Here is a 24,144-nt window from a genome sequence, read left to right on the forward strand (position 1 = left end):
TCCTGCGTATCACGGGAGAATCCCCAGCAGGGCATGGCCGCGGAGACTGCCGGCGTACCCGCACGGGCCGTCCGCCGTACCCTGGAAACATGAGCACCGCCCCCGCCCACGGATCGCGAGACCCGGAGCAGACGTCCGAGCGGCAGGCCGAGAGCAAACCACGGCCGAAGCCGGCGCTGGACTTCGGCGATCCACTGGACCACCAATCAGCGGACGATACGGACCGAGGGTGGGGTGAGCGGCCTCCCGGCAGTGGTGGCAGCGCGGCCGACCTCGCCCGATTCCTGGACGAGAAGCCGCCGCACCACCTCTGAGCATGGGCTACGGCGTGTTGTCGTGGCCCGTGCCGCGCTGCGCGACCAGGACGTCCCTGATCTCCTTCAGCAGTTCGACCTCGGTGACCTCCATGACCTCCACGGTGGCTTCCCTCGCCTTGTCCCGCGCCGCCCGCCGCGCCAGGTACTTGGCCATGGGCAGGACCATGAGGAAGTAGACGACCGCGGCGGTGATCAGGAAGCTGAGGGCCGCGCTGAGAACGAGCCCCCAGTTGATCGGGATGCCCTGCATCACGCCGTTCTCGTCCAGCTTGCACGGATCCTTCAGGCAGGAGCTGTACTTCTCCAGGTCCTGTGTGCCGAACGCGCCGACCAGCGGATTGATCACGCCCTTGACGATCGAGTTCACGACGTTGGTGAATGCGGCGCCGATGACCACCGCGACAGCCAGGTCGATCACGTTGCCGCGCATCAGGAAGGCCTTGAAGCCGGCCAGCACGCTCTGCTTCTTCTCCTCGCTCACGAATGAGCCTCTTTTCGCATGTACGGGGGGCGGAGCAAACAGTTCCGAAACCTACGTCAGCAAGTGACGGCCCTGTCCAATCCCGGCCCACGCACCAGCGACTTGACAGGCGGCCAGTTCGAGACGGCACTCGAGTCAGCACAGTGTCACCGCCAGTTGGGACGTCGTGCCCACACCGGCCAGCGCCGCGGCCGTGGTTCGCGGGACGGACAGGACGACCAGCGCTCCGCCTCCCTCGGCCCCCGCGGCCTCGTGCGCCTTCGGCACCTCCGCCACCCGCGCACCTGCCGCCACCACCCGCGCCTCAGGCGGTTCACCGCCCGGCACCGACGAGTCGGCCGCCGCCGCGATCACGTCGACCCGGTCTCCGCGGCGCAGCAGCCGCACGGTTCCGGCGTCCGCGATACGCACCGGGGCGGACACCATCTCCACCGGACGGCGCTCGCGCCGCGCCGCCGCACCCGAGTCGGCCCGCGACAGCGCGTTTTCCTGCGCCCGAGCCTGTGCCTGCGCTCGCGCCTGTGCCGCGCCGCCCGTACGCCCCGCGTCGCGCGCCCCGGAAGCGGCCAGCGCGGCGGCGGTCATCGCGAGCCCGGCCGCCATCGCCCGCCTCCTGCGGCGCACCGCCCGCCGGAGCCGGTGCCTGCCGCCGCGCACCCGCAGCGGGGCGAATTCGGGCACACCGCACGGATCCGGCCCGGGAACGGGCGGCACGGGGGGAGTGGGGACGTAGGGATAGAGGGACACGGTGACCACCGCCTGCCACGAGGAGTTCCGGCTGAACGCTCCTCACGATCCACGGTCCGCCCGAATCCCACCCACGCCTGTGGACAGGCCTCCGGCTGTGGACAAACCGATCACCCGCTGGGGCGCCGATCACCCGCTGGGGCCCGATCACCCGCTGGCGCACCGATCACCGCTAAGGCAGCGTGATCCCCGTGTCGAGCCCGTCCAGCGCGTGCGAACACAGGCAGTCGCGCGTCTCGTCCGCCGGCAGCCCGGCCACCGCGTCGAAGAGCACATCGCGCAGCCGGTCCACATTCGCCGCGAACACCTTGAACACCTCTTCGTGGGAGACGCCCTCGCCCGCCTCCGCCCCGGCGTCCAGGTCCGTGACCAGCGCCAGCGACGTGTAGCAAAGTCCCAGTTCCCTGGCGAGCACGGCTTCGGGGTGTCCGGTCATGCCGACCACCGACCAGCCCGCCGCCGCATGCCACCGCGATTCCGCCCGCGTCGAGAACCGCGGCCCCTCGATGACGACCAGCGTCCCGCCGTCCACCGGCTCCCACTGCCGCCCGCGCGCCGCGTCGAGCGCCGCCTTGCGACCCTCGGGGCAATACGGGTCGGCGAAGGTCAGGTGAACGACGTTCGGCAGCACCCCGTCCACCGGCGTCTCGCCGTCGTAGAACGTCTGCGCGCGCGCCTTCGTACGGTCCACCAGCTGATCCGGTACGAGCAGCGTGCCGGGCCCGTACTCGACCCGCAGCCCGCCCACCGCGCACGGCCCGAGCACCTGACGCGCACCGACGGACCGCAGCGCCCACAGGTTGGCGCGGTAATTGATGCGGTGCGGCGGCAGGTGGTGACCGCGCCCGTGGCGGGGGAGGAAGGCCACCCGCCGTCCCGCGATCTCACCGAGGAAGAGCGAGTCGCTCGGCTTCCCGTAGGGGGTGTCCACCTCGACCTCGGTCACGTCCTCCAGGAAGGAGTAGAAGCCCGAGCCGCCTATCACGCCGATCTCCGCATTCACCATGGCGGCCACAGTAGCCGGGCGCGGAAACGCCGAGGACCCCGCCGTCGGAAACGGCGGGGTCACCCAGAAGCGGTGGGCCTAGGCGGCCGAGGAGCTGCTGGAAGAGCTGGACGAGCTGCTGGAGCCCGACGACGAGCCGGACGACGAGCTCGACGACGAAGCGGCCGGCTTCGAGTCGGACCCGGACGACGACGCGGACGAAGACGACGCGCCGGCCTTCGAGGACGACGACGTGGCCGACGTGCTGCTCGACGAAGAGCCGCGGCTGTCGTTCCGGTAGAACCCGGAACCCTTGAAGACGATGCCGACCGCGGAGAACACCTTCTTCAGGCGTCCCTCACAGCTGGGGCACACGGTCAGTGCGTCATCGGTGAACTTCTGCACCGCCTCGAGGCCTTCGCCGCACTCGGTGCACTGGTACTGGTAGGTCGGCACTTGCTCCTCCTGGCACTCTTACTCAATGAGTGCTAACGACGTTCCATACTGACGTATTCCGCTGGATCAGTCCACCGTCACAGGCACTCGGTGACTCACGCCACGTGCGGCGACCCGTCCCGGAGCCTTCGGTGCGAGCCGCGAGCGCAGTGCCACCAGGGTGGCGAGGGCGAGCGCGGTACCCACCAGAGGCACCAGGAATCCGGCGCTCGCGCCGTTGGCGTCCGCCAGCTGTCCCGCGACCGTGACGCCTGCGGCCTGGCCGAGCGCGACCGCGCCGGTCAGCCAGGTGAACGCCTCGGTACGTGCCGTGGCGGGCACCAGACTTTCCACCATCGTGTAGCCGGTGATCAGCGCGGGCGCGATGCACAGGCCGACGAGCAGTCCCAGACCGGCGAGCAGGGGCACGGAGTGCACCGCCCACAGCCCGGAGGCGGCCAGTGTCAGCGCGGCGTACCCGACCATCAGGCGGCGCCGGGGCCCGACCTTCCAGGCGATGGCGCCGCACGCGACACCGGCGAGCATGTTGCCCGCGGCGAACGTTCCGTAGAGCAGCCCGTTCACGCCGGGGTTACCGATCTCCTCGGAGAACGCGGTCAGCGAGACCTGCATTCCCCCGAAGACAGCGCCGATGCCGAGGAAGGCCACCACCAGCACCCGTACGCCGGGAATGGAGAGCGCGGAGGCGCGCGGCCCGTCGGACATCGACAGGCGTCCGGCCTGCGGCTGCGTACGTCGCTGTACGGCGAAGAACAGACCGCCGACCAGCGTGAGGACGGCCTCCGCGGCCAGACCTGCCGCCGGGTGCACACCGGTGCACAGCGCGGTCGCGAGAACCGGTCCCACGACGAAGGTGAACTCGTCCGTCACGGACTCGAAGGCCGCGGCGGTCGACATCAGCGGCGAGCCCTCCAGCTTGGCGGCCCAGCGGGCGCGCACCATCGGGCCGATCTGCGGAACAGAGGCACCGGTGGGAACAGCCGCGACGAAGAGCGCCCACATGGGCGCTCCCGAGAGCGCGAGCACGAGCAGCGTGACGACGGAAGCGGTGTGCACGAGAACGCCCGGAAACAGAACGGCGCTCTGTCCGAAACGGTCAGCCAGTTTGCCGCTCTGCGGCGCGAACAGTGCCATGGAAACGCCGGTGACGGCGGCGACAGCGCCCGCGCTTCCGTACGACCCTGTGGTGTGCTGCACGAGCAACACGATGCCGATCGTCAGCATCGCGAAGGGCTGCCGTGCCAGGAATCCCGGCACCAGGTACGTCCATGCTCCAGGGGTGCGGAGCAGCTGGCCGTAACCGGGACGGGGGGTAGTGACCGTGTCGGACACGGTCCTTGCCTTTCTGCCGCCTGGTGACGCTCCCCTGTGCACGCGGTGTGTGCGTGCGGGAGCCGCCGAGAGCTGTCCTCTTGCGCAGGACCGGCGGTAGATACCAGGACACCCACTGCGAGGGGGCCGGCCGCCGTACGGTCGCGCCAGCTCTGCGTCAGGCAGAGTTGGTCGATCAGTAGGCCTTCATGTTACGGGGCATCCGCCGCAGCGCACCTGCGATTACGTACGGATTACGTCACACCGCCTGTGATCAACGTGATCAATGGGAGCCGTTGCCGCCGGTTCCCAGCCACCCGGCGAGCTTGCCGCCCTGCCCGACGGCCCGCAGCCGCCGCTCGGCGGCATCCCGTACCGGATCGGTCGCCACCACGAGCAGCTCGTCGCCGCGCCGCAGCACGGTCGTAGGCAGAGGTACGAAGCTCGTCCCTTCCCGTACGACCAGGGTGACCGCGGCCCCGTGCGGCAGCCGCAGCTCGGCCACCTCCACGCCGTGCATCCTCGACTTCTCCGGGATCGCGACCGACAGCAGATGCCCGCGCAGCCGCTCCAGCGGCGCCGACTCGATGCCGAGGTCGGCGGCCTCGGAGGGGTCGTCGCCGAGCCGCAGCCACTTCGCCAGCCAGGGCAGCGTCGGTCCCTGGGCGAGGGTGTAGACGACGACGAGGACGAAGACGATGTTGAAGATCCGGTCGCTGCCCTCGACCTCCGACACCAGGGGGATGGTCGCCAGGATGATGGGCACCGCGCCGCGCAGCCCGGCCCACGACATCAGGGCCTGCTCCTGCCACGGGATACGGAACCGCAGCAGGCTGATCAGCACCGACAACGGCCGCGCGATCATGGTGAGAATCAGTCCCACCATCACCGCCGGCCAGAAGTCGACCAGTAGCTCGTGCGGCGTCACCAGAAGCCCGAGCAGGACGAACATGCCGATCTGCGCGATCCAGCCGAGCCCGTCCGCGAACCCGCGCGTAGCCGGCCAGTGCGGCAGCTTCGAGTTGCCCAGCACCATCGCGGCCAGATAGACGGCGAGGAAGCCACTGCCGTGCGCGATGGCCCCGGCGGCGTACGCCGATACGGCGATGGCCATGACCGCGATCGGATAGAGACCGGACGCGGGAAGCGCCACATGACGCAGTGCGTACGCCCCGAGCCAGCCCATCGCGAGACCGATGCTCGCGCCGATCGCCAGTTCCAGGACGATCGTGCCGAGCAGGACGTACCAGTCGTCCACCGGACCGACCGTAGAGAAGGCGACCACCAGGATCACGACAGGCGCGTCGTTGAAGCCCGACTCGGCCTCCAGTACGCCCGTTATGCGCGACGGCAGCGGCACCTTGCGCAGTACGGAGAAGACCGCGGCGGCGTCCGTCGACGAGACGACCGCGCCGACGATCAGGGACTGCCGCCAGTCCAGCCCCACCAGGTAGTGCGCACCGGCCGCCGTAACGCCCACGCTCACCGCGACGCCGACGGTCGACAGGACGACCGCGGCGGGCAACGCGGGTTTGATCTCCTTCCACTTCGTGCCCAGGCCGCCCTCGGCCAGGATCACCACAAGTGCGGCATAGCCGATCACCTGCGTCAGTTCTGCGTTGTCGAAGTGGACATCGAAAATGCCGTCCTGCCCTATGGCGATCCCGATCCCGAGGTACAGCAGCAGGCTGGGGAGCCCGCTCCGGGACGAGATGCGCACTGCCGCGACGGCGATGAGCAGAACGAGCGAGCAGATGAGCAGGAGTTCATTGAGCTGGTGGACAGTCAGCGGCCGTTCCTTCCCTCGCACGCCTGCCGGATCGTTCCTCCGGCGGCCGGTACTTCGTTACCTTACCTAATCTTTAACGTTTCCTTGACGCGCTCGATCGTCCGTACGATCGCCGTTGGAGGCACCGAGTCCAGGCCGCCTGAGCGCTGCGCCTATGGTTGCTCCAGCACTCAAGGACCACCCTGCCCCTCGAAGGACAGCGATGCCCGCCAACACCACCGCCTCTTCCGGCAAGAAGAAGGGGCGTCGCGCCCGCCTGATCGTGATCGTGCTGGTGTTGGCCCTCGTCGCGGGTGTCGGCTACGGCACGTACTGGAGCATCAGCACGGTGCGCGCCTCCTTCCCGCAGACCACAGGGTCGATCGAGATCGACGGCCTCTCGGCGCTCGTCGACGTCAAGCGCGACAATTACGGCATCCCGCAGATCTACGCGGACACCGACGAAGACCTCTTCCGCGCCCAGGGCTTCGTCCAGGCGCAGGACCGCTTCTACGAGATGGACGTCCGCCGTCACATGACGTCGGGCCGGCTCTCGGAGATGTTCGGTTCGGACCAGGTCGACACCGACGCGTTCCTGCGTACGCTCGGCTGGCGCCAGGTCGCGCAGCAGGAGTACGACACCAAGCTGTCACCGGAGACGAAGAAGAACCTCCAGGCGTACGCGGCGGGCGTCAACTCCTACCTCGAAGGCCGCGAGGGCAAGGACATCTCCGTCGAGTACGCCGCTCTGGGCTTCGTGAACGACTACAAGCCCGAGAAGTGGACTCCCGTCGACTCGGTGGCGTGGCTCAAGGCCATGGCCTGGGACCTGCGCGGCAACATGCAGGACGAAATCGACCGTTCGCTGATGACGAGCAGGCTGAGCGCGAAGCAGATCAAGGACCTCTACCCGTCCTACCCGTACGACCGGAACAACACGGTCGTCGAAGAGGGCGCGGTCGACGAGACGACGAAGAAGTACGACCCGAAGGCGTCAGCCACCTCGGACGAGGGAACCGGCAGCGGAATGGGAACAGCATCCGGCACCGGCACCGGCACCGGTACGGGCGTGGGCACAGGCACCGCAGGCACAGGCACCGCCGACAACGCCGCCGACGCCACCCAGGGCTTCCAGTCCCAGCTCTCCGGTATCTCCGACGCCCTCGACGAGATCCCCGCACTCTTCGGCCCGAACGGCAGCGGCATCGGCTCCAACTCCTGGGTCGTCTCCGGCAAGTACACGACGACCAAGAAGCCGCTGCTCGCCAACGACCCGCACCTCGCGCCCCAGTTGCCGTCGCTCTGGTACCAGATGGGCCTGCACTGCCGCAGCCTCTCCAAAACCTGCCAGTACGACACCGCCGGCTACACCTTCTCCGGCATGCCCGGCGTGATAATCGGCCACAACCAGGACATCGCCTGGGGCTTCACCAACCTCGGCGCCGACGTCACCGACCTCTACCTGGAGAAGGTCTCCGACGACGGCTACCTCTACGACGGCCGTACGAAGCCCTTCACCACCCGCGAGGAGACCATCAAGGTCGCCGGCGGCAATCCGAAGACCATCACGGTCCGCTCCACCACCAACGGCCCGCTGGTCTCCGACCGCAACGACGAGCTCGGGAAGGTCGGCGAGAAGGCCCCCGTCACCAACGCCGCCCCCGACCGCGGCGCCGGCTACGGGATCTCCCTCAAGTGGACCGCCCTGATGCCCGGCAAGTCCATGGACGCCGTGTTCGAGCTCAACCGGGCCACGGACTTCAAGACCTTCCGCGCCGCCGCCGCCCACTTCGAGGTCCCCTCCCAGAACCTCATCTACGCCGACACCAAGGGCCACATCGGCTACCAGGCCCCCGGCCGCATCCCGGTCCGTAACGCGGGCGACGGCACCACACCTGCCGCCGGCTGGGACTCCCGCTACCGCTGGAAGGGCTTCATCCCGCAGGCGGAGCTGCCGTACGAGTACGACCCGGAGCGCGGCTACATCGTCACCGCCAACCAGGCCGTGATCGACAAGAAGAAGTACCCCTACCTCCTCACCGAGGACTGGGGATACGGCGCCCGCAGCCAGCGCATCAACGACCTCATCGAGTCGAAGATCGCCGACGGCGGCAAGATCTCCACCGACGACATGCGCACCATGCAGATGGACAACAGCAGTGAGATCGCCAAGCTGCTCACCCCCCACCTGCTGAAGATCGACGTGTCGGACCCGAACGTCCGCGAGACGCAGAAGCTGCTCGAAGGCTGGGACTACACCCAGGAGCCGGACTCGGCGGCCGCCGCGTACTTCAACGCGGTGTGGCGCAACGTCCTCAAGCTCTCCTTCGGCAACAAGCTGCCCAAGGAGCTGCGGGCCAAGGGACAGTGCCTGAGCGTGCGTCCCGCCGACGCCACGGGCCCGGTCGACGACCTCGACGAGCGGGTGCGCGAATGCGGCCGGCGCGCCAAGGACTCGGCGCAGCCGGACGGCGGCGACCGGTGGTACGAGGTCGTCCGCAAGATGCTGGGAGACGAGAAGAACGAGTGGTGGCAGGCGCCGAAGAACCGCCTGGACGAGGCGACCGACACCCGTGACGAGCTGCTTGCCCGCGCGCTGAAGGACGCCCGCTGGGAGCTGACCGCCAAGCTCGGCAAGGACATCGACTCCTGGAGCTGGGGCCGCCTGCACCAGCTGAACCTCAAGAACCAGACCCTCGGTACGAGCGGCCCCGGCGTCGTCCAGTCGCTCCTCAACCGCGGCCCGTGGAACCTGGGCGGCGGCGAGGCGGCCGTCAACGCCACCGGCTGGAACGCGGCAGGCGGCTACGAGGTCATCTGGGTGCCCTCCATGCGCATGGTCGTGAACCTCAACGAGCTCGACAAGTCCCGCTGGATCAACCTCACCGGCGCGTCGGGCCACGCGTACAGCGCCCACTACACCGACCAGACCGACATGTGGGCGAAGGGCGAGCTGCTGGACTGGCCGTTCAGCGACCAGGCGGTCGAGAAGAGCACCACCGACAAGCTGGTACTCAGGCCGTAAGGCGTGAGGTGTCAGGCCTTGAAACGCCTGACACCGCCCGGCGTCACCACGGCGCTCACGGGGTGGTCGTGCGGTTCCCTCGGGACCCGCGCGACCACCTCTTCGTCGTACAGGAGCACCACCAGGTGGGGCCGAGCGCCCGCCGCCTCCAGCCGGGCGAGCACCCGGTCGTACGATCCGCCTCCCCGCCCGAGCCTCATCCCGCGCCCGTCCACCGCCAGTCCCGGCAGCAGCACAGCATCGGCCTCCAGCACGGCCTGTACGCCGAGCCGCTCACCCTGCGGCTCAAGGAGCCCGAGCCGGGCGCGCGCGAGCCGCTGGGCGCCCTCGTACTCGGCCCAGTCCAGATCGTTGTCCGCCAGCAGCACGGGAAGCAGCACCCGCACGCCCCGCGCACGCAGCGCGTGCAGCAGCGCGCGCGTGCCGGGCTCACTCCCGATGGAGACGTACGCGGCGACTGTCCCGGCGTCCGCGAGCTCCGGCAGCTCCAGTGCCACACGGGCCAGAACCGCACCGGCCTTCTCGACGTCATCCCTGGTCATCCGGGATCTCATGTCGAGGAGTTCTCTTCGCAACCCGGCCTTGTCAGGCTCGTCACACACCACAGCGGCTCCACAAAACGGCTCGTATGAGAATTTATTGACCGGAGCCTAATCTTCCCCCCATACGCAACGGATATCGTTCTGACCATGACTCAGTCGCACCCCGGGATCAGCAAGGCTGTCATCCCTGCCGCCGGCCTCGGCACCAGGTTCCTGCCGGCGACCAAGGCCACTCCAAAAGAGATGCTGCCTGTCGTCGACAAGCCGGCTATCCAGTACGTGGTCGAGGAGGCCGTGACCGCGGGTCTCTCCGACGTCCTCATGGTCACCGGCCGCAACAAGCGCCCGCTCGAGGACCACTTCGACCGCAACTACGAGCTGGAATCGGCCCTCGGCCGCAAGGGCGACGCCGAACGCCTCGCCCGGGTGCAGGAGTCGAGCGACCTCGCCACCATGCACTACGTCCGCCAGGGCGACCCCAAGGGCCTCGGCCACGCCGTCCTGTGCGCCGCGCCGCACGTCGGCGACCAGCCCTTCGCGGTGCTCCTCGGCGACGACCTGATCGACCCGCGCGACCCCCTGCTGTCCCGGATGATCGAGATCCAGACGCAGTACGGCGGCAGCGTCATCGCGCTCATGGAGGTCGACCCCTCCCAGATCCACCTGTACGGATCCGCGGCCGTCGAGCCGACCGGCGAGAGTGACGTCGTACGGGTCACCGGACTGGTCGAGAAGCCCGACGCGGCCGACGCGCCCAGCAACTACGCGATCATCGGCCGCTATGTGCTCGATCCCGCCGTTTTCGACATACTGCGCAAGACCGAGCCGGGCCGCGGCGGTGAAATCCAGCTCACCGACGCCCTCCAGCACCTGGCCGAGGACGAGAAAACCGGCGGCCCCGTGCACGGCGTCGTCTTCAAGGGCCGCCGCTATGACACCGGCGACCGCGCCGACTATCTGCGTGCCATTGTCAGACTCGCATGCGAACGTGAAGACCTGGGGCCGGAGTTCCGGACCTGGCTTCGCAGTTACGTGACCGAGGAGATGCAGGCACCTTGAGCAGCACGATCTGGTCTGTCGACGAGCACCTTGAGGACATCCTCGCCGCGGTCAAGCCGCTCGAACCCATCGAGCTGCAACTGCCCGACGCGCAGGGCTGTGTCCTCGTCGAGGACATCACGGTCCAGATCGCGCTGCCGCCCTTCGACAACAGCTCGATGGACGGGTACGCGGTCCGAACGAGCGATGTCGCGGGCGCCACAGAGGAGTTCCCCGCCGTCCTCACCGTCATCGGTGACGTGGCGGCGGGCAGCGGCCGGACGCTTCACGTCGGCCCCGGCGAGGCCGCCCGCATCATGACCGGCGCCCCGCTGCCGCCCGGCGCCGAGGCAGTCGTCCCGGTCGAATGGACCGACGGGGGCACGGGCGGCGGCCCGGCCGCCACGATGCGCGCCGCGAGCGACGCCCCCGAGGGCGCGTCCGGCGAGGTCTGCGTCCACCGCCCCGTCGACGCGCGGGCGCACATCCGCGCGCGCGGCAGCGACGTCCAGGCCGGCGACCTGGCCCTGGAGGCCGGTACGGTCGTGGGCCCGCCCCAGATCGGACTGCTCGCCGCCATCGGCCGCGCCACCGTCAAGGTCAGGCCCCGCCCCCGCGTCGTCGTCCTGTCGACCGGCAGCGAACTGGTCCAGCCCGGCGAGCAGTTGGCGGCCGGCCAGATCTACGACTCCAACAGCTTCGCGCTGACCGCCGCCGCCCGCGACGCCGGAGCCATCGCCTACCGCGTCGGCGCCGTCACCGACGACGCCGAGACGCTGCGCGCCACCATCGAGGACCAGCTGATCCGCGCCGACATGATCGTCACCACCGGTGGTGTGAGTGTCGGAGCGTACGACGTCGTCAAGGAGGCGCTGTCCTCCGTCGGCGACGAGGACGAGCCCGGCAGCGGCATCGAATTCCGCAAGCTCGCCATGCAGCCCGGCAAGCCCCAGGGCTTCGGCTCGATCGGCCCCGAGCACACCCCGCTGCTCGCCCTCCCGGGCAACCCGGTCTCGTCGTACGTCTCCTTCGAGCTCTTCGTACGTCCGGCCATCCGCGCCCTGATGGGCCTCAAGGACGTGCACCGCCCGAAGGTCCGCGCGGCCCTGAGCGCGGACAAGCCACTGTCCTCCCCCTCCGGAAAGCGCCAGTTCCTGCGCGGTACGTACGACGAGGAGGCGGGCACCGTCACCCCCGTCGGCGGCGCCGGATCCCACCTGGTCGCGGCCCTCGCCCGGGCCGACGCCCTGATCACAGTCCCGGAGGACACCACCGAGGTGGAGCCCGGCACGGAGGTCGACGTGGTCCTGCTCGGGTGACCGGGGCCCGGTGGGGGTAGCGTGTCTGCCCTCACAGGCCCTGACCGGGAGCGCCACACGTAATGAGTACGCACGAACGGCTCACGCACATCGACGAGGCGGGGGCGGCCCGCATGGTCGACGTCTCCGGCAAGGACGTCACCGCGCGCACCGCGCGCGCCACCGGACGCGTCCTTGTCGCCCCGCGCGTCATCGAGCTGCTGCGCGGCGAGGGGGTCCCCAAGGGCGACGCCCTCGCCACCGCCCGTATCGCGGGCATCATGGGCGCCAAGCGCACGCCCGACCTGATCCCGCTCTGCCACCCGCTCGCGCTCTCCGGCGTGAAGCTCGACCTCACGGTCGCCGACGACGCCGTCGAGATCGCCGCGACCGTGCGTACGACGGACCGTACGGGCGTCGAGATGGAGGCCCTGACCGCCGTCACGGTCGCCGCGCTCACCGTGATCGACATGGTGAAGGCGGTCGACAAGGGCGCGGTCATCACCGACGTACGGGTCGAGGAGAAGACGGGCGGCAAGTCCGGCGACTGGAGCCGGGCATGAGCCCCGCCCCGCGCGCCGGAGAGGTCTACAGCCACAGCCACGGTCACGAGCCGGCGGCCGAGCCCGAGCCCACCCCGGCGCCGCGGTCCGAGCCGTCACGCCGCGCCCTGGTGGTGACGGCCTCCAACCGCGCTTCCGCCGGCGTCTACGCCGACCGGGGCGGCCCGATCCTGGCCGAGGGCCTGCGCGGTATGGGCTTCGAGGTCGAAGGACCGCAGGTCGTCCCCGACGGCGACCCGGTGGAGCAGGCCCTGCGGGCCGGCGTCGCCGCCGCGTACGACGTCATCCTGACCACGGGAGGCACCGGCATCTCGCCGACCGACCGCACGCCCGACGCCACCCGCCGCGTCCTGGACTACGACATTCCCGGCATCCCCGAGGCGATCCGCGCCGAGGGCCTGGGGAAGGTGCCGACCGCCGCGCTCTCCCGCGGTCTCGCGGGCGTCGCGGGCCGGACGCTGATCGTGAACCTGCCGGGTTCCACCGGCGGTGTACGGGACGGACTCGCTGTCCTGGAGCGCCTCCTGCTCCACGCCGTGGACCAGATCCGGGGCGGCGACCACCCCGGTTCCGGCTCCGGGTCGCCGCTACCCGGGAGCCAGAGCTGAACGTTTCATCCTGGCCCGTCGAGCTGGTGGACAGCGATGTCACCCTCCGTCCGATAAAGCTGCGGGACCAGCGGAGCTGGCGCGAGGTGAACCGGCGCAACCGCGACTGGCTGCGCCCCTGGGAGGCGACGATCCCGCCGCCCGCGCCGGCCGGCCCGGTGGCCCAGCGTCCGACGTACCGTCAGATGGTCCGTCACCTGCGTTCGGAGGCGAACGCGGGCAGGATGCTGCCCTTCGTCATCGAGTGCCGGGGGCAGCTGGTCGGCCAGTTGACGGTCGCCGGGATCACCTGGGGATCGATGTGCTCCGGGCACGTCGGCTACTGGGTGGACCGTGAGGTGGCGGGCCGCGGTGTGATGCCGACGGCGGTCGCCCTCGCCGTCGACCACTGCTTCCGTACGGTGGGTCTGCATCGCATCGAGGTCTGTATTCGGCCCGAGAACACGCCAAGTCGCAGGGTCGTGGAAAAGCTCGGATTCCGCGAGGAGGGGCTGCGTCCCCGATATCTCCACATTGACGGCGGGTGGCGTGACCATCTGGTCTACGCGCTCACGGCGGAAGAAGTCCCCGAGGGGCTGCTGAACCGCTGGCACCAGGCGCGACCGGGCACATCTCATAAATGAAATAAGTGTTCGAAATTGATCGGCAAAGCAGCCTGTTGATCCGATCAGTAACAAAAAAGTTCGAGTTATCAGCCAGATCGTGCGACACACCGGCTCAATTGGCCGATGGCCTTGCGCGAACCCCTCTACGGTGTGGGGTGTGAGCAGCAGCGGCCTGATTTACGCAGTCATCGTCGGGGCCTGGGCCGCCTACTTGGTGCCGATGTGGCTCCGCAGGCAGGACGAGCTCAACGAAGCCCGTCCGACGGAACGCTTCAGCACCGCCATCCGGCTGCTGTCCGGACGGGCGGCAATGGAGCGCCGATATGCCAGGGAGCTGCAGGATCGCGCCGCGGGTGAGGTGGAGCCCGACGCGGACCCGGACGCCGTCACGGACCGATTGAGTTCCGTCGACGTCCGGGCCTTCGCCGTGCCCCCGACGGAAGCAACCGAGCGCCCTGCCGCACGGCAGGACGTACGGGAGAGCGCGCGCGAGAGTGCCCGGGAGGGCGCGCGCGAGGAAGCCCGGGAACACGCACGGGAGGAACGGCGGGCGCGCACCGCCGGTGCCGCCGCCGAACGGGCCCGGCGCTCCAAGGTCCTCGCGCGCCGCAGACGCACCACCGTGATCCTCTTCCTCGCCTTCACGCTCGGCGCGATCGTCGCGGCGGTCGGCGGCCTCCAGTTCCTCTGGGCGCCGGCCGTGCCCGCCGTACTGCTGAGCACGTACATCGTGCATCTGCGGGCCACCGAGCGGCGGCGCTTCGCCTTCACCATGGACCGGCGCAGGGCGGAAGTGGCGGCGCAGCGGCTGCGCGAGCGCCGCCCGCACCCGGGCCGCCGGCCGGTCTCCGCGGAGCCGGACGAGGAGCCTGTCGTACGCCCGGAACCCGAACCGGCGCCCGCGGTCTCGCCGCAGGAGGCGGGCCGGCGCGCGCTGGTGGAGCAGACGGACCACGCGGAATGGGTGGACCAGCAGCGCGAGCGTGAGCGCGGCGCGGCGCGCGGCGAGAGCTGGGACCCGGTCCCGGTCCCGCTGCCGACGTACGTCACCGCTCCCGTCGCCCCGCGCGCCACCGCCGGCGTGGACTTCGGTGACCCGGGCACCTGGAGCTCGGCCCGCTCCAGCACCGCCGAGCCGACGCCCGCCCCCGAATCCCCGCCCGCCACCGACCCGCCCCCAGGCCGGCGCGCGAACCCGGCACGCCGAGACCGGGGCCGCGGGCGCACGCCGCTCTTCGACCAGTACGAAGAGGGCGACCGGCCGCGGGCGGCCAACGAGTGACCTGCGGGGAACGGATTTCCAAGCACCCCGATCGAGGTGCTAAAGTTTCACTCGTTGCAAGGGCCTGTGGCGCAGTCTGGTAGCGCACCTCGTTCGCATCGAGGGGGTCTGGGGTTCAAATCCCCACAGGTCCACCGCAAAGGGCCGTTCGCGGGTTAGCCCACGAACTGTTCACGAGATCCCGTTCAGACGGTCACCGTCTGAACGGGATCTCGTCGTTTGGGCCTCTGCTTGTGTGAAAGTCAGCCTGCCGGGCCGCCGGGAAGCGGGGCGGCTCCCGTCGGAACCGACCGGGGGTGGAGATGCGAGCATGCCGCAGGGACCGCAGGCATGGAGGCAGACTCCTGCGGTCTCGCGACGTGTCGATCTTCAATTGCGGGATGCGTGCCGGCTCAGGGGCTTCGGCTCAGGCTTCTGGGGCGGGTCAGCGCTGTCTCTTCGGCCGCGGGGTAGGGCGGGAGTACTTCGCCCGGCTCGGGGTCGAGGCCGGTGATGGGGCTCTTCTTGCTGGCGACCAGGTACTGCTCGAGCTCCTTGATGTTGTGGACCATGACGGTGATGGCGGACAGGAGCGTCTGGGCGACGCGGCCGCGGGGTTGACGTCTCTCTCGGGAGTGCAGGGCGGAGTCGACGGACTTCAGGCGTCCGTTGCCGCCTTCGATGTGAGCGCGGAGCGTCTGGTAGGCCAGAGCCCAGGAGGGCGTCTGCCAGGGCAGTTCCTGCCGTGTGCGGGGCATGACATGTGCTTGCACAGTGACGGAGGACTGGCGGCAGCACTTGGGGCGTTCGTCGCGGGAGAGGTCGGGGGGCTCGACGGTGGGCCGGGCAGCGGGATGCGCGGCGCGGGTTCGGTGGGCGTCGAGGTTGATGACGACTGGTACGGGGCCTTTCTTCTTTTGTGTGCCCGCGCCTTCCCGTTCCTGTGCCCAGGGGCAGTTGAGCTTGGTGGCGGGGCAGGCGTACCGCTCGGTGCCTCGGTCGTCGGGGGTGTCCTTGCGGGTGAGGGTGTACGCCTCGATCTCCTGAAGCTGCTCTCGCAGCGGGATGCGTTCGCGCTCGTTCCTGGCGCTGCGAATCTGCTGGTAGAGGTCGAGCAGAGGGCGGGGGGTGAGGGGGCAGAACAGTCGGCCCACCTTGGTGATCGCGCCCTGGTGATGGCCTTCCGCTTTAGCGGAGGTGACCTGAGGCCCAGTGAAGTCGAGGACTGGCATGTAGCCGAGGGCGCGCATCGGGCGGTGGAAGTTGTCGGGGAGCAGCTTGGTGTAGGCACGGTCGGCCGCAGTGAAGCCGCGGAGTTCGGTGAGCTGGGCCAGAACAGCGCTGACGTAGTGCGCGTGGCGGCCCATATCCTTCTCGGGCGTGTGCAGCACCATGCCGAGGATCAGCTGGGGGTAGCGGCCCGCCCGGTCCGGGTCGGCGTGGGCCGCGATGGCGAGGGTGGCGCTGTAGCCGAACTCCCGGTCGCCGCCGCCCTTGTAATGCCAGTTGGCACTGGCCTCCAAGGCGGAACGCTCGCGTGTGTGGTGGCGGGCCCAGGTGGGAAGGCAGGTGGTGTCGATCGCCGTGTCGCCCCGCCAATGGCGCATCAGGCCTTTGGCGAACGCGGTGCGGACCGGGGCCGTGACCAGCCGGTTGGCGAGCTCTTCCACGCGGCGCAGGGCCGACTGCCCGCGCTCGCCGTTCCACTGAGCGGCCACCTTCAGGCCCGCCGCTCTGGACAGGCGGCTGCGGCGCTGGTGCGGCGCAGCATCCAGCAGACGGTTCATGCGGGTCCAGGCGCGGTGGAAGCGGTTGTACAGAGCGTTGACCGCGTCCTGGTCCTCAATGTCGCAGGTGGGGATGAACAGTTCGGCCCGCAGCCGTTCGGTGGTGCCGAAGGTGATGAGCTCGAACGCGTCGTCGAGATTGTTGCTGCTCCGCTCGTAGCTTGCGCAGGCCAGGCCGAGCAGCACCAGGCGGATGGGGTACCCGGCAGGGCCCGGCAGCCCCGCGAACTCGGCTTCGACCATGTCCACGACGCCGCTCTGCTGCAGGATGCGGCGAAGTTTCAGGACCTTGCTGTCGGGCAGCTCGGACGGCTCGTGTGAACGCGGGTACGGGCGGCGGGGGCGCCCGTTGCCGGGCTGATAGCGAGGATCGTCGGCGGGAGTCCTCATGTGGACCCGCGCAGCATGCGGGTGGTGGCCGCAGATGTGAGGGGCGGGACCGATGCCCTGTAGGGGGCCAGGGCGGCGGTCGATGTCATGCCTGCCGCCGCGGCGATGACATCTTCAGGGACACGCTGGCGCAGCAACTCAACGATCCAGGTGCTGCGCAGCCGGGCCAGTTTCAGTTCAGGGAGCCCGGACGAACCCCTCAGGGTTCGCTTCGCCCAGTTGGAGACACCGTTCTTCGGGTCGGCAACCTGGCGTTGGGGGAGGAACAGGTACCCGTCGCCGGCCGCGCGTGCCCTCGCGGCGAGGTCTTCTTCCCACATCGCCCTGCAGACCACCAGTCGGTCGCTGCCCGGCACGGCGACGACGACCGCCTCGGACGGAAGCACGGTGATGTCGGTGCCGCGGGTGGCCAGCACCTCGCGGCGGGCCAGCCCGCAGCCGGCGCCCAGGGCCAGCAGGGCCAGGGCGCTGCCGCCGAGGGCGGAGGTGGGAGGCAGTGTGCGGGCCCACATCAGGTAGCGGGCGAGTTCCGGCGGGGTGTAAGGGGCGGCCCTGTTCCGCTTGGCCCTCATCCGGGGGGTCGGCTGCTGCCCGTACTCCAGCCAAAGCAGAGCCTCGCGGACACGCAGCAGGATGCTCCGATACGTCTGGATGGAACTGCCTTCGAGCTTTGTGCGTGCGAGCAGATAGCGCGTCATGGCCTCCGGCGCCAGCCAGGCCAGCGGGTCTCGTGCGATCCCGACGCGTTCGGCGTACATGGCCAGTCCGGACAGCGCGAGCATCAGTTTCGGCACGGGGTACGGGACGGAGTCGCAGGTCGCGGCGGCCACCATGCGGACACCGTCGGCGACCAGGGGCCACTCCGATGGCTCTTCCGACGGCCGGTAGCCGAGGATCGCGCCGCTCATTTCCGTCTCCAAAGGAACACACCACGAGAAATGGCTACACAAGTGGCCACCTGTCTCGTGAGTGTGCACTTCGACTGTCAGGAGCGCATGCGCATGACCGGAGGACGAGGCCGCAGTGTGCCGCCGCGGCAGCTGGCCCGGGATCCTGAGAACTGGCCCGAGGCGACGATCCCCGACCACGCCCAGGCGCGGGTGGTGCAGGCCATCGCTAAGGCTCTGACCAGGCAAATGAACCGAGACGGGCTGGGGCTGCGCTCGGTCGCCGCCCGCAGCGGCGTCAACCGTCAGGCCGTGGCCAACCTCCTCGCCGGATCGAGCTGGCCGGACGTGGCCACGTTGAGCCGTCTGGAGGACGCGCTCGGGGTCGGCTTGTACCCGGGAGTTCCCGGACCGGGATCGCGGCATTGCTGAACCTCCGATGACCCGCGGTTGCCGTACGCGGGCAGGACGAATTCGGCTCAGCACGCCATGGGCGGCCGACTGCTCGGCTACCCTCGTGAGCGCATGCTGAAGCCCGCTGTAGGTGCGACGTGTGCAGGTGCCGTCGGGACTGATCCCTCGGCGGCACCACTTCTTCTTCGTCTCGCTCGACTCGGCTGATCCTTCCGGCGTCGAGCTTCGCTGCTCTCTGTGGCCGCTCTCGCTAGGCGGCTCCCGAAGGTCGGGTGTACTCACCGTTGAGCAAGAGCAGGTGGCCGCTGGCCACGAGGTTGTTACACGCCCGCCGCGTATTTTTCACCTGTGTACGTGAAGGGTTCTTGCGACCCAACGCGATAGTCACTTCCCGGGCGCGAAGCGGACGATCCGCACTGACGACGAGAGTGACGATCTTCTGGCTCACCGGCCCCAAAGGCCGTGCCTGTCGAGGCCCTACACGGGGACCGGCCTTCTTCGCCGGCTTTCGTGCCGGAAGCTCGGGCGACCCCCCGGCCAGAAGCGATTCTTGATCAGAATCGTCTGAACCGTCAGTGGCGGATTCAGCATCAAGAAGTTCGGCAACCGTGCGACGTGTGATCGCCAGAGCCTCCAGACGTCCCTCAAGCGCATCAGCTCGTCTCCGGGCCTGAAGGATCTGTTCCTGCACGGCACCCTCCTCCCGGTCCAGGCGTTGGAAGAGTGTGTCTGGCGCCACTGTGCCTCCAACAAGTGCGCTGGCTGCGAAGCAGCGTAGGGCTGCTTCTTTCGGGAACTCCTGCGATGGCATGCGAGGTTGAGGGCGCACACGCGTGTTGCGTGCCTACTGTAGAGGGCTTCTGGGGAGGATCGGGAAGGATTCCTGAACATCGCCAGAAAGGAGAGGCCACCATTGCCTGAAGTGCCTTCAAGACGCTGCCGCTTCGGCCAGGAGCGCCCGACGGTTCCACAGACGTAGGGACACGCCAGCACCACCGAGTTACAGCCGAAAGGCTCCTGACCTGCAAGGACAAGCTGAGGACTTGTCGGGGGAGGCGAGGTGTCAGACCCTCAGAGGGGGAGTAACGGCGGCGAACCATCCGCCTGAAGCACCCGGCCCCAGGGCTGGCTACGGGTTTCCAGCTTCCACCCCTCAGGGGGAAGGCCTGCGGCGTTCAGGAGTTCGCTCATCTCGGCGACTGGTTCACGGTGGAAGCAGGGGAGTTACCCCTCCCGAAGTGAGGGAACGCCTGTGATCTCCTGGCGGATACCCTACGGTGAGACAGGAAGGGACCGGCACAGCTGTGCGTCCGTTCCCCGAATCTCACGAACGAGGGTCAGAGGCGGGCGATGACGTCACTGTTCGATCGGCTTGACGAAGAAGAAGCCGCTACTCGTGGCGAGTTGGAAGCCCTGCGCGAAAAGATTGCTGTTGCCGAGGAGCGACTTGCCCGCCTGACGATTACTCGCGACACGCTGCGGTCGCTTGAGTCCGGTGGCACTGATCTGGACCCGAGTGAATCCGCTGAGAAGGACCGCCCGTTCTCCCCGCCAACGTCTGACGAAGACGCTGTGACCGACCTCGCCGCCGATAGGCCGACGCGGCAGCAGCCAACTTCCGGGCCCCTCGACCTGGAGACCGCCAGGAAACAAATGCTGGCTCTGCTGGAGAGCGCCGGTCAGCCCATGAAGGTGAGCGACATCACCGCAGCAATCGGCGAGCCTCTCTCCAGGACGGAGACGAGCCGTTCGAGGCTGAAGCGGCTGGTGTCCGAGCGTATGGTCATCGAGAACCCGACAGGTTGGTTCGCCATCCCACGCACGACAGAATCCAACCGCGATACGTCGTGACCGGTCATCGGATTCTCCGGGGTCATGTCCCCCCGTGGTGGTGTAGGCGGGTCGATCTGATTTTTGTCCGGAAGTAGATCCGGTCCATGCTGCCTTCGGGGAGGTAGCGGCGGGGGAAGGCGATCCATTCGTCGTGCATCTCGATAAGCACATGTGGTGAGGCGTTCGAGGGCGTCGGGGTCGGGGGGTGGGCGAAGGCGGTCAGGCCCTCCTTGGCTTCCAGGAGCATGGCCCTGATCTTGGGAAACTGGTGGCCGAGCATGTCGGCGACGGTGTCGAGGTGTGGTCCACGGCTTCGGCGGCGGGCTGAGCGAAGATCGTGCGGATCGTCGCGGCCGCCATCTCGCCGGAGTCCTTGGGGATCACCGCGAAGACATTGCGCAGGAGATGAGCCTGTTCGGGAACAAGGTGTTGCTTGCAGCCTTCCGGCTCGTTGATCTGGTATGGCGATCGAGAAAGCAGTTCTGGCTCAAGTCGCCGCAAAGTACGCGGAGTTACTGCCGCACCTGAACGAGCGGCAGGGGCGGCTGGCGACCGAGGCCGCGCTGTCGCATCTGGGCGTCGAGCCCTGCTCTGCCGCGGTGCCGTGCCCCGTCCGCATCGCACCGTGCCCGCCCGAGCCAGCCGCCTGCGGGCCCAATGATCGGGTGCCCGTCCGGGCAGTGCTCGCGCCAAGGCGTCTCCGGTGCGACGGCGAACCGGTACGCGGCCCGGGGGACCAGCAGCCCCGTCACGCCGCTCCACGAGGCGGTGATCAGGATCAGCGTGACGTACATGAGCTGCGGCTCAGCTGGCGGCGGACAGTTTGCTGCGCCAAGTGGGAAGCAGCTCGTCGAGCAGAGCCTCACTGCGCGGCGGCAGCAGCCCTCTTGTCCCGCCGCCCAGTTCGCGGTTGCGGGCGACGAGAGTCGCGGCCAGCGCCTCCAGGCGCGCGGGGTCTCCGATGGCGTGCGTGGCGCGCAGCAACTCGTTCCACAGCCGCTCGTCCGTGGGGGAGCTGGACAGGGCTGCCTCTAGCGCGCCGACCGCCTGCTCCGGATGCTCCTTCTCCAAGTGGTGGGCAGACAGGGAGAGAGCCACATCCGCGACAAGCAGGGGCAGCCGGGCGTCGATGATCTCGTGGGTCAGCCAGCGGTAGCGCCCCTCGGGCCGGTCGGCGAGCAGCGGTCCGCGTGCGAGCCTGAGTGCATCGGTGAGCAGTCGCTCCCGTAGGGACGCACTGTGTGCGCCCCTGCCCTCGGTCGCTTCGTGGTGCAGCGAGCGCAGCACATCCAGGTCTGAGACGACGGACGGGGCCAGGTTGAGCCGTCCGGTGTCGTCCATGCCCAGGCGCGGGGTTCCGTCAGGGTCGGCGCCGAGCCAGCCTCGAAGCCGCTCGATGAGCGCGTCCCGTACGTCGTCTGTCGCGCCGCGCGGCCACAGCCCGGAGGCGAGGACACGAGGGTGGACGCCCTCGCGGTGCAGCAGGAGCAGCGCCAGTGCCTCGTGCAGCAGGGGGCTCCGCTCGCTGTCCGGGGTGTCCAGCCCAATGATCTCGTACGGACCGACGAGGCGCGCGTACACCGCGGGCCGTCCCTGTTCGGTGATGTCAACAAGAAAGGGCCGGGCGCCGACGGCCGCGTCCGGCGCGTGGCTCGGGTCGGCCTCCACGAACAACTGGACGACGGCCTCGTGCAGTTCCCGGGGAAGCTGCTGGGCCTTGAGCTCAAGGCCCAGCAGCGGAGCGAGCAGTCGGCCATCGCCGGTGATCTCCAGTTCCCAGGCGGCGCCGGGAACATTCTCCTGGCCCGTACCCATGAGGTAGCCGATGCCAAGTCGGCTGGCATCGACAGCGAGTTCGGCGAGCTGCGCTGTCTCGGCCTCGGTGGGGTCGGCGGCGAGGAGTACCAGATGGGGGGCCCAGCGGGTGTGCTGGGCGGGGCCGGTGCGTCCGGTGAGTACGGAGTCGTGCCCGGCCGTGCCCAGGGCGCTGCGTCGCTGCACAGTCTCGGCCTGCATGGCTTCCAGCATCGCCTCGACGTCGTGGAAGTGGCGTAGCCGGGTGGGGGCGAGGGCGCCGAGCTCCTCGCCGAATCCGACGAGGCTGACGGTCATGCGGTCCGACCAGCCATTGGTGGCCAGCTCGGCGGCGACGGAGGCGAGAATTGACGCCCGGTCCTGCGCGGAGCCGGACAGCGAGACGATGCCGGGCACGGCTTCCAGGTTGAGTAGCAGACGCGCGTCGTCGAGAGTGCCGATGCTGACCAGGCCCGGATACGGAGCTGCGGTGTCCACATCCTCGTACGCCTCCGCGTCTGTCCGCTCCAGTCGCCAGAAGGTCTGGTCCTGGCCGACCTGCCAGGGGGCGGGCGGCGCCCCGGCGGGGTGCGCAAGTTGGAGATGCAAGTCACCCTGGCTGAGCCAGGCCGCGTACACGACGGGCAGCGGACGGGACTCGGCCCCGAGCGACGCGGCCAGCGCGCGCAGGGACCGGTCCAGGAGTCGTACGGCTTCGGGGTCGGCCCCGACAAGGAGTGCGTCCTGAACGTCAGCAGCGGCACCGGTGGGGGTGGGCGGCTCCATGCCGCGCCCACCGGCAACGGCATTCATCGCGGACTGCCAGAGCGTGGCGCGACGGCGGCGGCCGAGGGCGGCGAGCAGCCCGGCGGCGAGGAGGGGGGCGGCGATGAGGGCCTCGGGCAGCCCGAAAGAGCTGCCTTCCGACGCTTCGACGACTACGGGAGCCTGCTGCTCTCCCTGCTCCTGATCCGGTGCGGGCGGCCGGTACTGCGGCAGCGGAATCTGGCGCGTGTCGGTGTCGACGGATCCGCTTCCCTGCTGGCCGCCGGACCCCTGTGCGTGGTCGCCGGACTTGGCGTACTCGGAGATCTGCTCGCGCACCTCCTCCGAGACCTTCGGCGCCTCGTCGGGCATATCGACGATCTCGCCGCCGTGTGCGTCGGCGGGCATTTCCATGATCCAGCCGGGTCGGATGAGACTCGCCTGGGACAGCTTGGAACCGTCCGGTTGCACCCGGTCCTTGTTGAGCTGGTAGATCTCCTTGTATCGGCGGCCGTCGTTGAGGTGACGCTCGGCAACCTCCCACAGCGAATCGTGGTGACGCCCTTCGGGCGGTTGGATCCGGTAGAACTTCGTGGCGCCCTGCCTGCCACTTTCATTGGCAGCCTGCTCCCCTTGCGAGGCGGCCTGCTCGGCTAGCGCATTGGCCGTCTGTGCCCGCTGCTCCTGCCCGAACAGCCCGGGGGTCTGCTGAGCGGAAGCCGCGACCGACGGCCTGTGCTGGTTCTCCATCTGCTGCCCGAGGTGCGAGATTCCGGGCGCGAAGCTGGCAGCGGTGGCCCCGACGAGCAGCAGCGCGGCGACCAGTTGCCGCGCCAGCATCTGACTCGGCCCTGCACCCGGCACGCGCGAGGGCAGCCCGACTCCGGACACCGCGGCCTTCATCTCGACGAGCACACACGCGGTGAACTGTGCCCAGGCAAGCCAGACGACGACCGTCAGTACATGCACGAAGGCCATGACGGTGATCTCGCTCTGCAACGACTCCAGCGACGGCAGCCCATCAGGGAGCGGCCACCCCACGAAGTAGGCGAGCGCCCCGGGGACGCCCACAAGGAGGGCGGCCAGCGCGAGGAACGCAAGGAACGCCTTGACGAGGTCACCGAAGGAGCGGCGACGAGGCAAGGGCCTCGGCCGAGCGGTCGAGTCAGGGGTGGTACGCGCCATGGCGGGTTTCCTGTGGGTGGAGTGAGACCTGAGGAGCGAGCCTACTCAGTGGCCGTTGCAAGTGTCGAAGTTCTGAAGACGTCC

24 protein-coding genes and 1 tRNA gene are annotated in these 24,144 nt (G+C 69.2%); 12 read left to right on the forward strand and 13 right to left on the reverse strand.

All coding sequences use genetic code 11. The annotated features are described in order from the left end of the window. Window positions 1–89: 89 nt before the first annotated feature. On the forward strand, window positions 90–314 hold the full coding sequence (locus tag J7E89_RS22565; RefSeq protein ID WP_214976185.1) for a hypothetical protein: 225 nt from the start codon (window positions 90–92) through the stop codon (window positions 312–314). Window positions 315–321: 7 nt separating this feature from the next. Here the strand turns inward: J7E89_RS22565 and mscL are convergent, their stop codons facing one another. The 6 genes from mscL to J7E89_RS22595 form a co-directional block, all read right to left on the reverse strand. Beyond that, on the reverse strand, window positions 322–798 hold the full coding sequence (mscL, locus tag J7E89_RS22570; RefSeq protein WP_214976186.1) for a large conductance mechanosensitive channel protein MscL: 477 nt from the start codon (window positions 796–798) through the stop codon (window positions 322–324). A 135-nt stretch (window positions 799–933) separates the two neighbouring features. Then, a complete protein-coding gene (locus J7E89_RS22575; protein WP_308315568.1) occupies window positions 934–1,545 on the reverse strand; it encodes a hypothetical protein in 612 nt (203 codons plus the stop codon). A 172-nt stretch (window positions 1,546–1,717) separates the two neighbouring features. Further along, entirely contained in the window at window positions 1,718–2,551 is an 834-nt protein-coding gene (locus tag J7E89_RS22580) for an S-methyl-5'-thioadenosine phosphorylase (protein WP_214976187.1), read from the reverse strand. A gap of 78 nt (window positions 2,552–2,629) precedes the next feature. After that, on the reverse strand, window positions 2,630–2,986 hold the full coding sequence (locus J7E89_RS22585) for an FmdB family zinc ribbon protein (RefSeq protein ID WP_214976188.1): 357 nt from the start codon (window positions 2,984–2,986) through the stop codon (window positions 2,630–2,632). Between the two features lie 66 nt (window positions 2,987–3,052). Beyond that, window positions 3,053–4,318 (reverse strand): MFS transporter, encoded by a 1,266-nt coding sequence (locus J7E89_RS22590; RefSeq protein ID WP_214976189.1) that lies wholly within the window; start codon window positions 4,316–4,318, stop codon window positions 3,053–3,055. A 262-nt stretch (window positions 4,319–4,580) separates the two neighbouring features. Then, window positions 4,581–6,107 carry a potassium/proton antiporter gene (locus tag J7E89_RS22595; protein ID WP_308315569.1) on the reverse strand — a complete coding sequence of 509 codons (1,527 nt, stop codon included), beginning with the start codon at window positions 6,105–6,107 and terminating at the stop codon, window positions 4,581–4,583. A gap of 181 nt (window positions 6,108–6,288) precedes the next feature. Between J7E89_RS22595 and J7E89_RS22600 the strand changes: the two genes are divergently transcribed. Further along, a complete protein-coding gene (locus J7E89_RS22600) occupies window positions 6,289–9,090 on the forward strand; it encodes a penicillin acylase family protein (RefSeq protein WP_214976190.1) in 2,802 nt (933 codons plus the stop codon). 11 nt (window positions 9,091–9,101) lie between these two features. Here the strand turns inward: J7E89_RS22600 and J7E89_RS22605 are convergent, their stop codons facing one another. Further along, on the reverse strand, window positions 9,102–9,632 hold the full coding sequence (locus J7E89_RS22605; protein WP_308315570.1) for a 5-formyltetrahydrofolate cyclo-ligase: 531 nt from the start codon (window positions 9,630–9,632) through the stop codon (window positions 9,102–9,104). A 147-nt stretch (window positions 9,633–9,779) separates the two neighbouring features. Here J7E89_RS22605 and galU point away from each other — a divergent pair, with 147 nt between their 5' ends. The 7 genes from galU (at window position 9,780) to J7E89_RS22640 (ending at window position 15,160) form a co-directional block, all read left to right on the forward strand. Beyond that, window positions 9,780–10,691, forward strand: coding sequence for a UTP--glucose-1-phosphate uridylyltransferase GalU (gene galU, locus J7E89_RS22610; RefSeq protein WP_214976191.1), 912 nt, complete (start codon window positions 9,780–9,782; stop codon window positions 10,689–10,691). Beyond that, window positions 10,688–11,989 (forward strand): gephyrin-like molybdotransferase Glp, encoded by a 1,302-nt coding sequence (gene glp / locus J7E89_RS22615; RefSeq protein ID WP_214976192.1) that lies wholly within the window; start codon window positions 10,688–10,690, stop codon window positions 11,987–11,989. Before galU ends, glp begins: the two co-directional genes overlap by 4 nt. A 62-nt stretch (window positions 11,990–12,051) precedes the next feature. Then, complete coding sequence (gene moaC / locus J7E89_RS22620) at window positions 12,052–12,531, forward strand: cyclic pyranopterin monophosphate synthase MoaC (RefSeq protein WP_214976193.1); 480 nt, start codon at window positions 12,052–12,054, stop codon at window positions 12,529–12,531. Further along, entirely contained in the window at window positions 12,528–13,139 is a 612-nt protein-coding gene (locus tag J7E89_RS22625; protein WP_214976194.1) for a molybdenum cofactor biosynthesis protein B, read from the forward strand. The genes moaC and J7E89_RS22625 overlap by 4 nt, the downstream gene beginning before the upstream one ends. Then, entirely contained in the window at window positions 13,136–13,762 is a 627-nt protein-coding gene (locus J7E89_RS22630) for a GNAT family N-acetyltransferase (RefSeq protein ID WP_214976245.1), read from the forward strand. Before J7E89_RS22625 ends, J7E89_RS22630 begins: the two co-directional genes overlap by 4 nt. Before the next feature lie 139 nt (window positions 13,763–13,901). Then, window positions 13,902–15,026: a gephyrin-like molybdotransferase receptor GlpR gene (gene glpR / locus J7E89_RS22635; RefSeq protein ID WP_214976195.1), complete on the forward strand. Its 1,125-nt coding sequence runs from the start codon at window positions 13,902–13,904 to the stop codon at window positions 15,024–15,026. 60 nt (window positions 15,027–15,086) lie between these two features. After that, a tRNA-Ala gene (locus tag J7E89_RS22640) sits at window positions 15,087–15,160 on the forward strand. Window positions 15,161–15,418: 258 nt separating this feature from the next. On the opposite strand, the gene J7E89_RS22645 is transcribed toward J7E89_RS22640, so the two are convergent. Both J7E89_RS22645 and J7E89_RS22650 read right to left on the reverse strand, forming a co-directional pair. Continuing rightward, the gene (locus tag J7E89_RS22645; protein ID WP_214976196.1) at window positions 15,419–17,182 is read right to left on the reverse strand and encodes a hypothetical protein; all 1,764 of its coding nucleotides are present in this window, start codon (window positions 17,180–17,182) and stop codon (window positions 15,419–15,421) included. Then, the gene (locus J7E89_RS22650) at window positions 17,179–18,090 is read right to left on the reverse strand and encodes a hypothetical protein (protein WP_214976197.1); all 912 of its coding nucleotides are present in this window, start codon (window positions 18,088–18,090) and stop codon (window positions 17,179–17,181) included. The genes J7E89_RS22645 and J7E89_RS22650 overlap by 4 nt, the downstream gene beginning before the upstream one ends. Window positions 18,091–18,183: 93 nt before the next feature. Between J7E89_RS22650 and J7E89_RS22655 the strand changes: the two genes are divergently transcribed. After that, on the forward strand, window positions 18,184–18,501 hold the full coding sequence (locus J7E89_RS22655; RefSeq protein ID WP_214976198.1) for a helix-turn-helix domain-containing protein: 318 nt from the start codon (window positions 18,184–18,186) through the stop codon (window positions 18,499–18,501). A 232-nt stretch (window positions 18,502–18,733) separates the two neighbouring features. Here the strand turns inward: J7E89_RS22655 and J7E89_RS22660 are convergent, their stop codons facing one another. After that, complete coding sequence (locus tag J7E89_RS22660) at window positions 18,734–19,174, reverse strand: hypothetical protein (RefSeq protein WP_214976199.1); 441 nt, start codon at window positions 19,172–19,174, stop codon at window positions 18,734–18,736. A 659-nt stretch (window positions 19,175–19,833) separates the two neighbouring features. On the opposite strand from J7E89_RS22660, the gene J7E89_RS22665 reads away from it, so the two are divergent. Beyond that, window positions 19,834–20,334, forward strand: coding sequence for a hypothetical protein (locus J7E89_RS22665; RefSeq protein ID WP_214976200.1), 501 nt, complete (start codon window positions 19,834–19,836; stop codon window positions 20,332–20,334). A 22-nt stretch (window positions 20,335–20,356) separates the two neighbouring features. Here the strand turns inward: J7E89_RS22665 and J7E89_RS22670 are convergent, their stop codons facing one another. After that, entirely contained in the window at window positions 20,357–20,596 is a 240-nt protein-coding gene (locus tag J7E89_RS22670; protein WP_214976201.1) for a hypothetical protein, read from the reverse strand. A gap of 20 nt (window positions 20,597–20,616) precedes the next feature. Here J7E89_RS22670 and J7E89_RS22675 point away from each other — a divergent pair, with 20 nt between their 5' ends. Then, window positions 20,617–20,844 carry a hypothetical protein gene (locus J7E89_RS22675; protein ID WP_214976202.1) on the forward strand — a complete coding sequence of 76 codons (228 nt, stop codon included), beginning with the start codon at window positions 20,617–20,619 and terminating at the stop codon, window positions 20,842–20,844. On the opposite strand, the gene J7E89_RS42430 is transcribed toward J7E89_RS22675, so the two are convergent. Next, complete coding sequence (locus J7E89_RS42430; protein ID WP_214976203.1) at window positions 20,829–21,110, reverse strand: hypothetical protein; 282 nt, start codon at window positions 21,108–21,110, stop codon at window positions 20,829–20,831. The two genes, J7E89_RS22675 and J7E89_RS42430, sit on opposite strands and share 16 nt — an antisense overlap. Window positions 21,111–21,120: 10 nt before the next feature. Continuing rightward, the gene (locus J7E89_RS22685) at window positions 21,121–24,060 is read right to left on the reverse strand and encodes a bacterial transcriptional activator domain-containing protein (protein WP_214976204.1); all 2,940 of its coding nucleotides are present in this window, start codon (window positions 24,058–24,060) and stop codon (window positions 21,121–21,123) included. Window positions 24,061–24,144 lie beyond the last annotated feature (84 nt).

It is taken from the genome of Streptomyces sp. ISL-100, from assembly GCF_018614615.1.
GTDB lineage: Bacteria > Actinomycetota > Actinomycetes > Streptomycetales > Streptomycetaceae > Streptomyces.

What these genes read in the sequence shown, in the direction of transcription:
- moaC (WP_214976193.1), top strand. Translation starts at nt 12,052, where the DNA reads ATGAGTACGCACGAACGGCTCACGCACATCGACGAGGCGGGGGCGGCC.
- galU (WP_214976191.1), top strand. Translation starts at nt 9,780, where the DNA reads ATGACTCAGTCGCACCCCGGGATCAGCAAGGCTGTCATCCCTGCCGCC.
- J7E89_RS22655 (WP_214976198.1), top strand. Translation starts at nt 18,184, where the DNA reads ATGACCGGAGGACGAGGCCGCAGTGTGCCGCCGCGGCAGCTGGCCCGG.
- J7E89_RS22685 (WP_214976204.1), bottom strand. Translation starts at nt 24,060, where the DNA reads ATGGCGCGTACCACCCCTGACTCGACCGCTCGGCCGAGGCCCTTGCCT.
- J7E89_RS22650 (WP_214976197.1), bottom strand. Translation starts at nt 18,090, where the DNA reads ATGAGCGGCGCGATCCTCGGCTACCGGCCGTCGGAAGAGCCATCGGAG.
- J7E89_RS22580 (WP_214976187.1), bottom strand. Translation starts at nt 2,551, where the DNA reads ATGGTGAATGCGGAGATCGGCGTGATAGGCGGCTCGGGCTTCTACTCC.
- J7E89_RS22565 (WP_214976185.1), top strand. Translation starts at nt 90, where the DNA reads ATGAGCACCGCCCCCGCCCACGGATCGCGAGACCCGGAGCAGACGTCC.
- J7E89_RS22645 (WP_214976196.1), bottom strand. Translation starts at nt 17,182, where the DNA reads ATGAGGACTCCCGCCGACGATCCTCGCTATCAGCCCGGCAACGGGCGC.
- J7E89_RS22665 (WP_214976200.1), top strand. Translation starts at nt 19,834, where the DNA reads ATGACGTCACTGTTCGATCGGCTTGACGAAGAAGAAGCCGCTACTCGT.
- J7E89_RS22600 (WP_214976190.1), top strand. Translation starts at nt 6,289, where the DNA reads ATGCCCGCCAACACCACCGCCTCTTCCGGCAAGAAGAAGGGGCGTCGC.
- J7E89_RS22625 (WP_214976194.1), top strand. Translation starts at nt 12,528, where the DNA reads ATGAGCCCCGCCCCGCGCGCCGGAGAGGTCTACAGCCACAGCCACGGT.
- J7E89_RS22670 (WP_214976201.1), bottom strand. Translation starts at nt 20,596, where the DNA reads ATGCTCGGCCACCAGTTTCCCAAGATCAGGGCCATGCTCCTGGAAGCC.
- J7E89_RS22605 (WP_308315570.1), bottom strand. Translation starts at nt 9,632, where the DNA reads ATGACCAGGGATGACGTCGAGAAGGCCGGTGCGGTTCTGGCCCGTGTG.
- J7E89_RS42430 (WP_214976203.1), bottom strand. Translation starts at nt 21,110, where the DNA reads ATGTACGTCACGCTGATCCTGATCACCGCCTCGTGGAGCGGCGTGACG.